Here is a 14,710-nt window from a genome sequence, read left to right on the forward strand (position 1 = left end):
CGTTTGAAACGGGGGGCTTCGGCGGGGGCCTCCGCGCCGCTACGATGGCAGGCATGAAAGCTCCCACCCTCCGGCGCATCCTCAACGCCTGGCCGCCCTTCCTGTTTGCCGGCATCCGCGTCGTGCGGTTCGACGATTACCGCTACGCGAAGGTGAAGCTCAAGCTCGCCTGGTATAACCGCAATTACGTGCGGACCCAGTTTGGCGGCAACCTGTTTTCCATGACCGATCCGTTCTGGATGATCATGGTGCTGAAGAGCCTGGGTAACGACTACATCGTGTGGGACCAGGCCGGCGAGATCCGCTTCGTGGCACCTGGCCGTGAAGACGTCTATGCGGAATTCCGCGTGGAAGACGCCATGCTCGAAGAGATCCGTGCCGAGTGCGCGGATGGGCAGAAGCACCTGCGCTGGTTCGATACCGATATCCGGACGGCGTCGGGCGAGCTCATCGCCACGGTGCGCAAGCAGTTGTATGTGAGGAAGAAGAAGCCCAAGGGGTGACGTAAGCCCTTGCGCCTGCCAGTATCGATGACCGGGACAACCACGGGATATCGATCGATGGGTGACGCCGTAACGAGCCGCCGCGCCTTCCTGCGCGCTTCCGCCATGGGCACGCTGGCCTCTTTCGTACCGCTGGCCGCGGCCTCGGGCGCCCCAGGCACCCCGCGCACGACAGGCGGAGCAACGCCCGGCAAGGTCGCGCCTGCCGCGCCGATGTTCCCGCCAGCGCCGCTGGCGCCCCAGCCGCTGCAGCTCCTCCCCGCCGGCTCGATCGCACCGGCGGGTTGGCTCCGCCGCCAGTTACAGGTCCAGGCCGATGGCCTTGGTGGCCATGTTGACGAGACCTGGCCCGATCTTGGCCCCGAGAGCGGTTGGCTCGGCGGCAAGGGCGAATCGTGGGAACGTGGCCCGTACTTTCTCGATGGCCTGCTCCCGCTGGCCTGGCAGCTCGATTCAGCGCCGCTGAAAGCCAAGGCGCAGCGCTTCATCGACTGGACGCTCGGTAGCGCGCAGCCCAACGGCATGTTCGGCCCGCGCAGCAACAACGACTGGTGGCCGCGCATGGTGATGCTGAAGGTGCTCGCGCAGTACCAGGAGCTCACCGGCGATGCCCGGGTCATGCCGTTCATGACGAACTACTTCCATTACCAGCTCCAGGCCATGCCCGAGCGCCCCCTGCGCGATTGGGGCCGCATGCGCTGGCAGGACGAAGTGGCCGTGGTGCTGTGGCTCTACACACGCACGCAGGACCCGAAGCTGCTGGAGCTGGCGCACCTGCTGAAGAAGCAGGGCTACGACTGGCAGGGCATGTTCGCCAACTTTCCGTTCAAGGAGAAGGTGGACGTGAAGGCGCTGGAAGCGAAGATGCATAACGGCGGCGACGTGTTCATGGTCGACGACGGGCTGCAGGTGCATGGCGTGAACAACGGCCAGGCGCTGAAAGCGTCGCCGGTATGGTCGCTGGTATCGCGCAGCGCGGACGATCGCGCCGCCATCCATCACCAGCTCGCGATGCTCGATACCTACCACGGCCTGCCGAATGGCATGTTCTCGTGCGACGAACACCTTGCCGGGCGCAGTCCGTCGCAGGGCGTGGAACTCTGCACCGTGGTCGAGGCGATGTACTCGCTGGAGATGTCGCTGGCGATCACGGGCGATGCCACGCTTGGCGATCGCATTGAACGCATCGCGTACAACGCGCTGCCCGGCACCTTTACCGACGACATGTGGGCCCACCAGTACGACCAGCAGCCCAACCAGGTGGAGGTAAGCCTGCACCGCCGCCCGTGGACCACGAATGGTCCCGAGGCCAATATCTTCGGCCTCGATCCGCACTTCGGCTGCTGCACCGCGAACTTCCACCAGGGCTGGCCGAAGCTGACAGCCTCCCTGTGGATGGCGACCAGCGATCGCGGGCTGGCCGCCACGGTTTACGCGCCGTGCCATGTTTCGACGGTCGTGCGCGATGTGCCGGTGGCGATCGATCAGGCGACCGATTACCCGTTCCGCGGGGATATAGCGATCACGCTCACGCCGGAGCACCCGCTGGCGTTTCCTCTCCGCCTGCGGATTCCCGCGTGGTGTAAAAAGCCATCCATCTCGGTGAACGGCGAAGCCGTCGCGGTGAAGGCCGACGCGGGGTTCCACACGATCGAGCGCACCTGGAGGCGGGGTGACCGGATCGCCTTGTCGTTCCCGGCTGAGGTAATCACCGAGCGCGGTTTCAATCAGGCGGTGACGTTCACCCGGGGTCCTTTGGTGTTTTCGCTGCCTATCGGCGAGGCGTGGGTGAAGTGGCGCCCGCGTGGCCTGACCAACGACTGGCAGGTCTATCCCACCACCGCGTGGAACTACGGCGTAGGCGTTGAAGCGAAGGCCGAGGAACACCCGATTGGCGCGCGTCCGTTCGCAGGCGCATCACCGGCCGTCACATTGAGCGTGCGTGGCAGGCCGGTGGCGTGGAAGGCAGAGGAGGGGGCTGCGGATCCCGTACCTGAGAAAGTGGTGGTCACCGACGAACCGGAAACGACGTTGAAACTGGTGCCTTACGCGGGCGCGAAACTGCGTATCACCGCCTTCCCCCCACTGGCATAACCGCCGCTCTTGCAGGAGCGCGCTTGCGCGCGATGGACGTCGCCGCGAGCACCCATCGCGCGCAAGCGCGCTCCTGCAGGAAGCGATGAACCGCGGTACGCCATCAACACAGGCCTGGCTTACCGCCCGAGCCAGCGGGAGACGAACGCCTCACCGCGCAGCGCCGCGTGTACGGCGTCCACCAGCTCATCGCCCGCTGCTGCCTTGATGACGAAGCCCCGCCCCACGGCCAGCGCATGGCGGACGATCTCAGGGTCGTCGTGGACGCTGACGAATACCACGGGCAAGCCCGGCAGTGAGCGAACCAGGTGGCTGGCGGCCTCGATGCCATCCATGCCCGGCATGCCGATGTCGGTGACGACCACGTCCGGGCGCAGCCGCGAGGCAAGCGTGACCAGCGATTCGCCATCGGTGACGGCGGCGAGGAGATCGAACTCGGCCGCCAGCAACCCGGCGATCACGCGAGCGATCGTCGGGTGGTCTTCCGCCAGCACGAGGGTAGGGCGGCGGGCAGGCGCGGCACGGGCTTCCATGGCCCGACTGTGGCGGCATGCCATGGCCGCCGACAGCGTAAACGCACGCGCAACCCACTGCGTAGATCTACGCGCATTGAGACCTAGAAAAACAGCCCCAACTCTTCCGATCGCCGCACCAGTTCCAGTGTGCTATGCACGTCCAGGATCTGCATGATCGTGTACTTGTGTGCCTCCACCGTGCGCACGGAAAGGCCCAGCTGCGCGGCGATCTGCTTGGAGCGCAGCCCGGTGCCCACCAGCCGCAGTACTTCGCGTTGCTTGGGCGTCAGCTCGTGCAGTTCGCCCAGGTGGCCACGCAGGTAGCGCGCCCCCAGCGATGGCGTGACGTAGCTACGGCCCTCCAGCACCTGCTGCAGGGCCAGCAGCAGTTCCTCGCCTGCGGCGAGTTTCAGTACATAGCCATTGGCACCGGAGCGCATGGCTGCCGCTGCCAGCGCGGGCTCGGCATGCATGGTGAGGAAGACGAAAGGCACCGTATTGCCTTCGGCGCGCAGGATCTTCAGCACATCCAGCCCGTTGCACCCGGGCATGTTGATATCGGAAAGGACCAGGTCCGGATCCTCGCTACGCACATGGGCAAGCAGGGCGTGGCCATCCTGGGCCAGTGCCGCAAGATCGTAGCGTTCGTCCAGCAGGCGTGTGATGCCTTCGGCCACCATGCGGTGGTCATCGGCGAAGACGACGCGCGCTCGCGTCGCACACATCACATCGTTGTCGTCGGAATCCGGATACATACATCTACTCCCTTCCCAGGTGCGCTGGATATATCAAAGCTGCCCCCCAGCAGCTTCGCCCGTTCATTCATGCTGGTAATGCCGATGCCCGTGCGTGCCGCGGGGCAAGATGGTGCGGAAAAGCCCTGGCCATCGTCGAGGACCTGCAGCGTGGCGATCCCTTCATCGACCATCGCCCGTAGCGTGATCTCGCTGGCACCGGCGTGGCGTACGGCGTTGGCCAGCGCCTCCTGCGCGACACGGTAGAAGCACAGGGCAATGTCAGGTCCGAGCTCGTTGACGGCATCATCGGCCAGTACGCGCACCCGCGGCCATGCATGGCCGCTGGGGTGCCTGCACAGGTTCTCCAGCGCGCTGCGCAGGCCCACGTGCTGCAGGCAGCTGGGGTGCAGCTGATGGGAAAGCTGGCGCACGTCATCGCATAGCGCCACGATCCGGTCCTGCAAGCCGCTTACATCCTCGGTGTACTCCGGTGCCAGGCGCTTGCGCAGCGTCGAAAGATCGATAGATGCCGCGGCCAGCCGCTGGTTGATGTCATCGTGCAGGTCGCGCGCAAGGTGGGCGCGCTCCTGCTCCTGCGTGGCGATGAGGCGCCCCGCCAGCTCGCGCAGTTCGATATGGGCGGCAACCAGCGAGCGCCGCCCCGCGAAGCGCTGTTCCACGAGCACCGCGACGGCGAGCGCGGAAATGGATGCCAGCAACGTCCATAGCTGAAGCGCCAGCGTAGTGCCCTGGGCGGAATCGATGGTGAACGGGCCGTGCCCACGCGATGTCATGTGCGCAGCGATCACCGCAATGCTGAACATGGTCAGCGAGCTGCCGGGCATCTGGGCAAAGAAGATGGCGGCGATCACGATGGGTGTTGGGGCCACGCACAGCAGCGGCCGGAGTTGTTCCTGGTCGCCATAGGCGTACCAGAGAATGACCAGCATGACGATGGCGAGCACCAGCAGGATGAGGAAGCCAATATCGACGCCACCACTATCACGCAGCGCCGATTCCCGCGCGCGCAAGCTACACCATGCCGGGACGTACAGGGCGTAGCCAAGCGCCTGCGCCGTAATCAGGTTCTCCCACCCGGAAAGCAGCATCTCGCTCAATGCGGTAAACCGGGCCAGCAGGGTGGTCAACGCTACCGCGGCGGCGGGCAGCGCGATGATCGCCAGCAGGGTGAACACTACCAGCATGCGAAAATCCTGAAGTGGTGGCATGCGCCGTGGAACCTTCCGCATGCACCATGCGACAACCGGGATGAGGGCGACGTTGGGCAACGCCACCAGGGCGACATCGGGCAGGGGCCAGCCGAAGGCACTTACCGTGGCGACCAGGCCCGCGTAGCCCGAGGCGAGCAAGGCGATCCACATCGCTCGTGGGGTGGCCAGCAGTACGCCCAGCAGGACCGCACCTGGAAACCAGACGACGTGCGTACCGTTCTGGTGGTCCCACAGTGCGGTGGAAACTAGTTGCGCGGCGACAACCCCGGCGCATGTGATCGCGCACCAGGTGGCAACCTGCCGGTGGTCGGATGCCCGTGTTGCCATCACCGTCGCTCCCGCACGCCGTGAGGCGCACTTCCTTTTTCGGTGTGATGTTCCACTGGCGGCCCCTGCGTCGCCTTGATGGATACTAGCGAGTGCAAGGATGTTCGAAAAGGGCAAACTTCGTTGTAAGTCGCAGTTTTTACTAAGTAGTTCTGCGTAGCCGTACCGGCTTTTTCTTCGCTGCCCTGGCCTGCTTCCCCGATGGAAACTGCGGTAATTCCCGGGTGGAGAAGCGCACATGCGCAGGTCACGGCTGGCGGTCGCTGCATTCATTGCCTTCACGTCCGTGACGACGGTGCATGCGGCATCGCTACAGCCTTCGCCCTGTATCGGCCTGGTGCTCGGCGGGGGTGGCGCACGCGGCGCGGCTCACATCGGGGTCATCCAGGTGCTTGAGCGTGAGCACATCCCCATCTGCAGGGTCGCCGGCACGAGCATGGGATCGATCGTGGGCGGACTATATGCCGCCGGCTATAACGCCGATGAAATGGCGCGTGTGATCGGGCAGCTCGACTGGAAGGATCTGTTCTCCGATGACCCCGATCGCGCTGAAGAACCCATGCACCGCAAGGATGCGGATTACCGCTACCTGCTGAACTTCGAGGTGGGTTACAAGAATGGCCACATCGTGACCCCCGCCGGGGTGGTGCAGGGTCAAAAGCTGTTGCTGCTCCTGCGGCGCCTGTTGATATCCACATGGAACGTGCACGACTTCAACGATCTTTCGATTCCGTTCCGCGCGGTCGCCACGGATATCGTCATCGGTAAGCCGGTGGTGTTTGCCAGCGGCGACCTGCCACTGGCCATCCGTTCCAGCATGTCGGTGCCGGGCGCATTCGCGCCGACAAACGTGGAGGGCCGGCTCCTGGTCGATGGTGGCTTGATGGATAACGTGCCCATCGATGTGGTTCGCGACATGGGCGCGGACCGGCTGATCGTGGTCGATGTGGGCTCGCCCTTGGCTGAAGAGTCGCAGCTCAGCAATCCGGTGGCGCTGCTGAACCAGATGGTCAGCGCCCTTATGGCGGAAAAGACCGACCGGCAACTCAAAGCACTTTCCAGCCAGGACATCCTGATCCGACCCGCGCTCGGCAAGCTGGGCGCGGGTGAATTCAACCGCGCCGAGGAAGCGATTGCGATTGGCCGGGCGGCCGCCGAGGCGGCACTACCCCGGCTACGCGCGCTCTCCGCATCACCCCAGGCGTGGCAGGCGTTCGTCGAAAGCCACCGGCAGCGCAACTTCGACCCGAAACTGGTGGCCTTCATCGATGTCGATGACCGCCACACCCACAGCGGCATGTTCGCCGGCAACCAGCTGCAGCCCGAGGTCGGCAAGACCTTCGACCCCAAGGATGTCGAAGCCCGCATTGGCACGATCTACGGCCAGGGCAGCTACCAGCAGGTGGATTACCACCTGGTGGAACGCGACGGTGACCGCGGCATCCGGCTGACCCCGGTCGACAAGGCCTGGGGACCGATCTACGGGAAGATGGGTTTCCAGCTTGATGACGACTTCAACGGTCGCAGTGAGTACCTGCTCTCGGCCGAGATCACCGCGACCAACCTCAACGACAGTGGGGGTGAGTGGCGCAATACCTTATGGAGCGGCCGCATCGGCGGCATTCGCTCGGAGTTCTTCCAGCCGTTCGGCCAGGGTTCTTCGGTGTACGTCATGCCCACGCTCACCGCGCGCAACGAAGAGGTGCCGGTCTTTGACGGCAAGGGCGACAAGCAACTGGCGGAATACCAGATCCGTCGGCGTGCGGGCGAACTCGAACTGGGCTGGACGCCGCGCTCGTACTGGCGCATTTCCGCATCGGTGGCCAGGGGGCGCGATTCGGGTGATTTGCGCGTGGGGGAGCCCTCCACCTTCCCCAATGGCACGTCCGACTACGCCTCGCTGGGCCTCGGCCTGGATTGGGATAGCCTTGATAACGCGCAGTTTCCAACACGAGGGAGCCATCTTAATTTCCGCTACACCAGCTTCCGCACCTTCATGGGGGGCAAGGTGGATGGCGATGTTGCCCGGCTGGTCGCCGACTGGATCCCCGACTGGGGGCTAAGCACGGGCCGCTACCACCTGTTGCTGGGGCTGCGCGCATCGAGCGCGCTGGATAACACCAACTTCTTCGAATCGCAGGCCTTCCTGGGCGGGTTCCTCAACCTGTCCGGCTACGGCGAGCGTTCGCTCTACGGCACCCAGGCGGCACTGGGCCGCGCTGTCCTGTACCGGCGCACCGGCAATCTGGATGCGATTTTCTCGACGCCCATCTACATCGGCATGAGCCTGGAGGCAGGCAACACGTGGCGCGACAAGAACGATGTGCGGCTGGATTCGCTCATTTATGCCGGCAGCATCTTCGCCGGTCTGCAGTCGCCGTTGGGGCCTGTGTTCCTTGGCGTGGGCCACGCCGCGGGCGGGCACACCGCGGTCTACCTCACCTTTGGTTCGCTGCTGCGGCCAGGCTTGTGAAACGCGGTACCTAACCGAACGGACCCACGTGCCCGGCCAGGCTGATGACCGCGAGCACACCGATCACCAGCAACACGAAGCACACCAGCAGCGTGAGCGAGACCGGGTAGGGTGATTCGCCGTGGATAAGGCCCTCATGGGCCATGGCCGTGCGTTCGCGGCGCAGGTAGTTCATGTAGTGGATGTGATAGGCGATGCCAAGCACCAGCATCAATACACCCAGCGAAACCAGCGCGATACCGAAGTGACGGGGCGCGCTGCTGTCCTCGGGCAGGAGCTTCGCACTGCGCAGGTGCTGGAAGAACTGCGCGATGGTAAAGCCGAAGCTGATCAGCGACACCGATGTGCGCATGATCGACATGAGCGTGCGGTCCGTGCTCATGCGCGTGCGCTGGAACGACATGCCGGTGCGCCGCGCCGAGAGCTCCACGGCCGGGTCCGGGCGATCGCCCAGGAGCGAGGCGGGGACGTAAACGAATTTCTCAGTGTCGTTGCTCATCGTATTCTCCGGGGCATCAGCGCCAGGCGCTGCCCACCTGCAGGTACCAGGCGTGGTCATCGTGCGACCACGCCCAATCCACGCCGGCGTACAGGCCAAGCGCGCGTGCTATGAGGTAGCGAAAGCCAACGCCCCGGGTGGTCTCGGTCGTGGCATCGCCAAAACTGGCGCGCTGGCCCCATGCGCGGCCGGCGCCGCCGAACACCAGGGCGGCCCAGCGCCGGGTCACGTTCCAGCGCCACTCCGCTTCCACCATGCCAACGGTGCGGTCCTGGTAGCGCCCGTACGAGATGCCACGCAGGTCGATTGACGGCAACTGGTAGAACGGGGTGCTCCCCGACGTGGTGCGGTAATCGGCACGCAGGCCCAGGATGAAGCGCTCGCCCACGGGCGTGTAATTGAGCACATGCGCGCGCCAGGCATGGAACGTCGTATCGCTGCCGATCGCCGAGGCGTAGTACGTACCCTCCAGCATGGCCAGCGTGCCGCGCGATGGGGTCAGGGTGTTGTCGCGCGTATCCAGCTCGAACACCGGGCCAACCCCTGACGAACGGCTGGCAAAGTCGCGTGGCTTGAAGAACTGGCGGTTGCCTTCCACATTCAGGCTGCTATCCAGGTCGACATAGAGCCAGCGCGCACCGATATAAAACGGCAGCTTGCCGATACGCCGTTGCACCTGCTGGAAGGAGAACCAGCCATCGAGGTTGTAACCGATCTTCCGTGGGCCAGTGAACAAGCCCTTCGTGTAGAAATCGAGGTTGGCAGATACCTTGCCCACCGCCCCCTTGTACCGCCACTGGTCGTCGCGAAAATGGAACTCGCCCGCCGCGACGGCGCCGTACGTTCCGTTCTCGGTTTTCGCCGCACCGAACCCGTACATGTTGGGTGGAATGCGCTCTCCATCCGCCCTGGACGTATCGGATTGCTTCGCCGGCTGGAAGAACACGGCGGCAGCACCTCCACCATTCCCCACCGCCGGTTCGGTGATCACGATGGGGACGATCAATGCACCCTTGTGCTGCAGCAGCCAGCGCGACAGATCGATGGCGTGATCGTCACGGTCGTGGATGAGCTGCCAGTAGCTCTCCCTGGGCGGTGCCGTGTCATCCCCGGCGCGCACTATCGGGGCGATGCACGCGACCGCGAATCCGGCCAGGATGGATAACGCGGCGCACGGCCTCATCATGCACGCCCGTCATGCCCTGCCGGGCGGTTCGCCCTTGCGCAAGCGCCGTATCGCCTGGCGTGCCGCATCGACGGCATCATCCTCGGCGGCTTCCACGTAGCTGTGCATCCGTTTGCCGGGAAGGCGAACCAGTTCGTTGCCGGCGGCATCACGCACGATGGCATCGGCCGTGAAGCACGCCGCATCGTTGTCGCCAACGTGGCGAATGGTGGCGATCTCGAACGAATAGTCGAGTGGCTGGCGTTGCATGGCGTGCCTGCTGCGGTTCATGGGCTCAGGGGGTTACCGGTACTTCGGTCCAGCTGGAATCCGGATCGAACCGGGTCAGCCGCGCGATGGCAGCGTCGGTGTCCTTGCCAAGATCCTTCTGGAACACCTGGCCGTCGTGGCTGATCTCGAAGGTCATGACGCCGGTTTCACCGTAGTGGGCCGGCCACGCCACAAGCGCGAAACCGTTGGCCATCGTCTTGCCCGTCATGTAGTCGTACGCGCCGCCGGGTGCGGAGGGCCCTTGCGCCGTCAGTATCTTGTAGCGGTAGCCGTAGTAGGTTTCGCCGGCGACCTTGTCCGGTGCCAGGTAGGGCCCGAGCGGGCTTTCGGGCTGGCCCTGCTCGGGTGGCCAGTACAGGCCATCGTGCTGGCCGGGCGTACTCCGCAGCTTCGCGGCGTAATGCGGGATCGTGTCCTTGTCGTGCAGGCTGGCCGCGTACTCGCGCTGTGCGTCGTAGTAGGCGAGCAATACCTTGGTGACGGCCATCTCGTTGTGCCCCACCTGGCGGGCGACGATTTCCTCGTGGCCCGCGGCCACATCGAAGTGCCAGCCCTGCGCATCCTTTACCAGGGGAATGGGCAACTGCCACCCGGAGGCGCCTACCGTGATGTGCGTGGTGCCGCCTTCGGTCGCCAGGCGGTGGCTGCTCGCGTAGTCATCGACAAAGGCATCGACATCGGCGCGCTCCACGCCGTCGGTCGGTATGTAGGTACGCCAGTCGTTGCCCAGCACCTTTGCGAGCGCGGCGTCGTCGTGGTCCTTCAGCGCGGCGACAAGCGCATCGGCCGCGGCATCGGCGGTGGGGTAGCTTGCCGCGGCGGCCCATGCGCCGGCACAGGCCAACAGGCTGGCGGCAAGCAGCGTACGGGCGAGGGTTTTGCCAGTCATGGTCATGGCGAGCTCCTAGCGGCGATGGAATCCGCCGGCGCGGTTGGGCACCTGGCGATTGACGGGATGCGCGGCACCCGCGCCGGCACCGGGGCGGCCGCCTGCGCTGTGCTGCAGGCTGGACTGGCCGCGTTGACGTGCGGCGCCGGCATCACCGGGCGAGCGGACACCGGAGAATGCGTTGGCGCGGGCCTCGCCGCCGCCCTGGCGCTGTACGCCACCGCCGCTGGCACCCGGGCGGTTACCCGGTGAGCGATCGGTTGCGCCACGGTTACCAAGATCCCGGTTGCCAGCGTTGGCGCCGCGGTTGTCACGGTTGGCAAGGTTGCCCGCGGCACCCTCACGGTTGCCCAGGTTGGCGGACGCCGCGCCCCGGTTTCCGAGGTTTCCTGCGTCACCGCGTTTGAGCGCGGGCGATGCGCCGCCACCGGTGGAACGGTTGAAGCTCTGCAGGGCCTGGTCGCGGTTTGCGTTGCGTGCAGCGTCGTTGCCCCGGAAGGCCTGGCGTTGTTGCGCGCCACCCACGCCCTGGTTGAAGCGCGCCTGGGTTGCCGGGTTGCGATACGGCGTGCCGCGACGGTTCGCCGGGTTGTGGTTCCAGTTGACGTTGCCGTTACCGCTGATGCGGTTATTCACGTTGATGTTGTTGTAACGGTTGACGTTGATGTGCACGTCGTTGTGGCCCCAATCGAACCCGCCCCACAGCGAGTTGGCGATCGCGACGCCGGTACCAAACGCGAGGCCACGCGCAAGCGCCGTCCCGACGGGATACTGATACCCGGGCGGCGGTGGCCAGTACGGTGGTGGGTAGGAGGGGTACGCCCACGCGCCGTACACCACCGTGGGGTTGTACGTCGGCACGTAGACCACCTGGGGATTCGTCGGCTCGATCTGGATCACCGTGGTTTGCGGTGTCGCCTGTTGCACGATGACCTTTTGCTGCTCGTTGGATTGCAACGAACCGGCTTTTTGCGCCTGTGCGCGGAGCCGTTGCACGGATGCCATCACGTCATCGGGCTGGCCAAGGAACGCATCGCCCACGTTGCGCACCCAATCCGGCTGCGCGCCCATTTGTGCCAGCACCTGCGGGAACGCGACCAGCGATTGCACGCTCGGGTCCCAGGGCTTGGACGCCACCTGCTTGACGGCGGCATCGCCCGTGGCCTTGGGGTTCTGTTTCGACCACGCAGCGGCGTCGGCGACATCCGCTGGATAGGTGCACGCCATGAGGATCTGCGACAACAGGGCATCCGGGTAGAGCGCCACCGGTGCCATGAACTGATCGAGCTGTTCCTTCGGGAACGTGCTCCCGGCGGCCTGCGCGCCCGAATTTTGAGCGCTTGCAGCCAGCGCGCTCCATGCCAGCATGGCAACGACCACGTTGCGCAGCAGTATCGCGAACAGTCGTTTGCTCACGGGACGTCTCCAGTGCCGATGTCGGTTGCAGCATCCGGCCGCACCCACGCGGCCGGAAGCGCAGATGTGCGTAACCCCTGTCCGCAAAACTACCTAGTGGCCTTCGGTGGAAGGCGTCGGCCCACGCGCTTCGTAAATGGCGTATGGGTGAGTGGGTGGATCTACGGACGCACGGATGGGTGGCCCTGCGGAAACTTTGCCGGACCGGTAGTCCCATCCCGAGGAGCACGCCATGGCAAAGAAGTTCAGCGGAAAGATTGATCTGGATGTCCGTAGCTCGAAGGCCGATTGGGCGCCCTTCGACCTTGCGAAAGCACCTGAGGGTGCGCCGAACGTACTGGTGATCCTCTACGACGACACTGGCATGGCGGCGTGGTCACCGTATGGTGGCAAGATCAACATGCCGACGGCCCAGCGCCTGGCCGATAACGGCCTGATGTATTCACAGTGGCATACCACCGCGCTCTGCTCGCCGACGCGCTCGACATTCCTGACCGGGCGCAACCACAACTTAAATGGCATGGGGGCGATCACCGAAGCGGCCAATGGCTTTCCGGGCTATTCCGGCCGGCTGCCCGCCGAATGCGCCACCATCGGGCAGGTGCTTCAGGAAAATGGTTTCAGTACGTTCTGGCTGGGTAAGGATCACAACGTGCCCGAACAGGACATCGCCTCCGGCGGTAGCCGCAGCGAGTGGCCGGTGCAAAAGGGGTTCGATCGCTTTTACGGTTTTCTTGGCGGCGAAACCAACCAGTGGTATCCGGACCTGGTCGAAGACAATCATTTTATCGAGCAGCCCTATAGCCCGGACGAGGGTTATCACCTTTCGAAGGACCTCGCCGACAAGGCGATCGGCATGCTGCGCGATCAAAAGGCGAGCAACCCCTCAAAGCCTTGGTACATGTGGTTCTGCCCCGGCGCCAATCACGCGCCGCACCACTCGCCGAAGGAGTATGCGGACAAGTACAAGGGCCAGTTCGATGACGGTTACGAGGCCTATCGCGATTGGGTGCTCAAACGCATGATCGAAAAAGGTGTCATGCCCAAGGGGACGCAGATGACGCCGATCAACCCATTGCCGGCCGATGTACTGCCCGATGCGGATGCCGTGCGACCGTGGAGTGAGCTTAATGGCGATGAGAAGAAGCTATTCGCCCGGATGGCCGAGGTGTATGCCGGGTTCTCCGAGTACACCGATGTCCAGGTCGGCCGCATCATCGATTACCTCGAGCAGAGCGGCCAACTGGATAACACCCTTGTCATGTATTGCGCGGACAACGGTGCCTCCGGCGAGGGTGGACCCAATGGATCGGTCAACGAGAACAAGTTCTTCAATGGTTTCCCCGATGAATTGTCGGAGAACATGAAATACCTCGATGTGCTTGGTGGCCCCGATACCTACAACCACTACGCCACGGGGTGGGCCACTGCCTTCTCCACGCCGTTCCAGATGTTCAAGCGGTATTCGAACTACGCCGGCGGCACGTGCGATCCGTTGATCATCTCCTGGCCGAAAGGCATCAAGGCGCGCGGCGAAATCCGCCACCAGTACCACCATAGCGTGGATATCGTGCCTACCATTCTTGATGTATGCGGCCTCACATTCCCCAAGGTATACCGGGGTGTCGAGCAATACCCGCTTTCGGGCGTGTCCATGCGCTATTCGTTCGATAGCAAACCCGATGCGCCGACGACGAAGAAGCGGCAGTACTACGCCATGCTCGGTACGCGCGGGCTATGGGAGGATGGCTGGAAGGCAGTTGCCATCCATGCCCCGCTTTCCAGCGCAGGTCATTTCGACAAGGACGTGTGGCAGCTTTACCACGTCGACGAGGACCGCTCCGAATCAAAGGACCTGGCCAGCGAGCACCCTGACAAGCTCAAGGCCCTGATCAAGGCGTGGTTCGATGAGGCGGATGCGAACAAGGTGCTGCCCCTGGATGACCGCAGTGCGGTGGAATTGCTGGGGATTGAACGGCCCCAGGCGGAACCACCGCGCGACACGTACATCTACTACCCGGGCACCTCGCCGGTACCGGAAGGCGTGGCGGTGAACACCCGCGGGCGCTCCTTCAAGATCCTGGCCGATGTGCAGATCGACGATGCCAGGGCATCCGGCGTGCTGTTCGCGCATGGCTCGCGCTTCGGTGGCCATGCGCTCTTTATCAAGGACAAGAAGCTGTACTACGTCTACAACTTCCTCGGCATCAAACCGGAGCAGCAACTGGTCTCGGGTGAGCTCAAGCCGGGTAAATACACCCTGGGTGCCGAGTTCATCCGCGAGAAGGCGGGCAAGTACGGCGAATCGATTGGTCACGCAAAGCTGTACGTCAACGAAAAGGTCGTCGCCGAAGGTCCCATGCGGACCCAACCGGGCAAGTTCACGCTCTCCGGCGATGGCTTATGCGTCGGTTGCGATAGCGGTGACAACGTCAGCCAGGAGTACACCTCGCCAGGTGCGTTCACTGGCGGCACCATCCTTGGCGTGGGCGTCAGCGTGGGCAAGGACCAGTACCTGGACCTGGAGAAGCAGGCCCAGGCGGCGTTCGCGGTCGATTGACCCCGGCGC

12 protein-coding genes are annotated in these 14,710 nt (G+C 64.4%); 4 read left to right on the top strand and 8 right to left on the bottom strand.

Annotated elements, in window-relative coordinates; genetic code table 11:
- Window positions 1–53: 53 nt before the first annotated feature.
- Together L2Y97_RS05585 and L2Y97_RS05590 are read left to right on the top strand one after the other, a co-directional pair.
- Entirely contained in the window at window positions 54–503 is a 450-nt protein-coding gene (locus L2Y97_RS05585) for a DUF4442 domain-containing protein (protein ID WP_247434054.1), read from the top strand.
- A gap of 57 nt (window positions 504–560) precedes the next feature.
- On the top strand, window positions 561–2,597 hold the full coding sequence (locus tag L2Y97_RS05590) for a glycoside hydrolase family protein (RefSeq protein ID WP_247434056.1): 2,037 nt from the start codon (window positions 561–563) through the stop codon (window positions 2,595–2,597).
- Window positions 2,598–2,716: 119 nt separating this feature from the next.
- Here the strand turns inward: L2Y97_RS05590 and L2Y97_RS05595 are convergent, their stop codons facing one another.
- The 3 genes from L2Y97_RS05595 to L2Y97_RS05605 form a co-directional block, all read right to left on the bottom strand.
- Window positions 2,717–3,130 (bottom strand): response regulator, encoded by a 414-nt coding sequence (locus L2Y97_RS05595; protein WP_247434059.1) that lies wholly within the window; start codon window positions 3,128–3,130, stop codon window positions 2,717–2,719.
- 83 nt (window positions 3,131–3,213) lie between these two features.
- Complete coding sequence (locus L2Y97_RS05600; protein WP_247434062.1) at window positions 3,214–3,867, bottom strand: response regulator; 654 nt, start codon at window positions 3,865–3,867, stop codon at window positions 3,214–3,216.
- Complete coding sequence (locus tag L2Y97_RS05605) at window positions 3,837–5,408, bottom strand: MASE1 domain-containing protein (protein WP_247434065.1); 1,572 nt, start codon at window positions 5,406–5,408, stop codon at window positions 3,837–3,839. Before L2Y97_RS05605 ends, L2Y97_RS05600 begins: the two co-directional genes overlap by 31 nt.
- Window positions 5,409–5,646: 238 nt before the next feature.
- Between L2Y97_RS05605 and L2Y97_RS05610 the strand changes: the two genes are divergently transcribed.
- Window positions 5,647–7,881, top strand: coding sequence for a patatin-like phospholipase family protein (locus L2Y97_RS05610; protein ID WP_247434068.1), 2,235 nt, complete (start codon window positions 5,647–5,649; stop codon window positions 7,879–7,881).
- Between the two features lie 10 nt (window positions 7,882–7,891).
- On the opposite strand, the gene L2Y97_RS05615 is transcribed toward L2Y97_RS05610, so the two are convergent.
- The 5 genes from L2Y97_RS05615 to L2Y97_RS05635 are packed head-to-tail and all read right to left on the bottom strand — an operon-like array spanning window position 7,892 to window position 12,141.
- On the bottom strand, window positions 7,892–8,380 hold the full coding sequence (locus tag L2Y97_RS05615; protein ID WP_247434071.1) for a YidH family protein: 489 nt from the start codon (window positions 8,378–8,380) through the stop codon (window positions 7,892–7,894).
- A gap of 16 nt (window positions 8,381–8,396) precedes the next feature.
- On the bottom strand, window positions 8,397–9,566 hold the full coding sequence (locus L2Y97_RS05620) for a BamA/TamA family outer membrane protein (RefSeq protein WP_247434073.1): 1,170 nt from the start codon (window positions 9,564–9,566) through the stop codon (window positions 8,397–8,399).
- Window positions 9,567–9,575: 9 nt separating this feature from the next.
- Complete coding sequence (locus tag L2Y97_RS05625) at window positions 9,576–9,815, bottom strand: hypothetical protein (protein ID WP_247434076.1); 240 nt, start codon at window positions 9,813–9,815, stop codon at window positions 9,576–9,578.
- A 25-nt stretch (window positions 9,816–9,840) separates the two neighbouring features.
- Window positions 9,841–10,731, bottom strand: a complete 891-nt coding sequence (locus L2Y97_RS05630; protein WP_247434079.1) for a DUF2950 domain-containing protein — start codon at window positions 10,729–10,731, stop codon at window positions 9,841–9,843.
- 9 nt (window positions 10,732–10,740) lie between these two features.
- On the bottom strand, window positions 10,741–12,141 hold the full coding sequence (locus L2Y97_RS05635) for a DUF3300 domain-containing protein (protein ID WP_247434082.1): 1,401 nt from the start codon (window positions 12,139–12,141) through the stop codon (window positions 10,741–10,743).
- 232 nt (window positions 12,142–12,373) lie between these two features.
- On the opposite strand from L2Y97_RS05635, the gene L2Y97_RS05640 reads away from it, so the two are divergent.
- Complete coding sequence (locus L2Y97_RS05640; RefSeq protein ID WP_247434084.1) at window positions 12,374–14,701, top strand: arylsulfatase; 2,328 nt, start codon at window positions 12,374–12,376, stop codon at window positions 14,699–14,701.
- The last annotated feature ends 9 nt before the right edge of the window (window positions 14,702–14,710 follow it).

This window comes from Luteibacter aegosomatissinici (genome assembly GCF_023078495.1).
Classification (GTDB): Bacteria; Pseudomonadota; Gammaproteobacteria; order Xanthomonadales; family Rhodanobacteraceae; genus Luteibacter; species Luteibacter aegosomatissinici.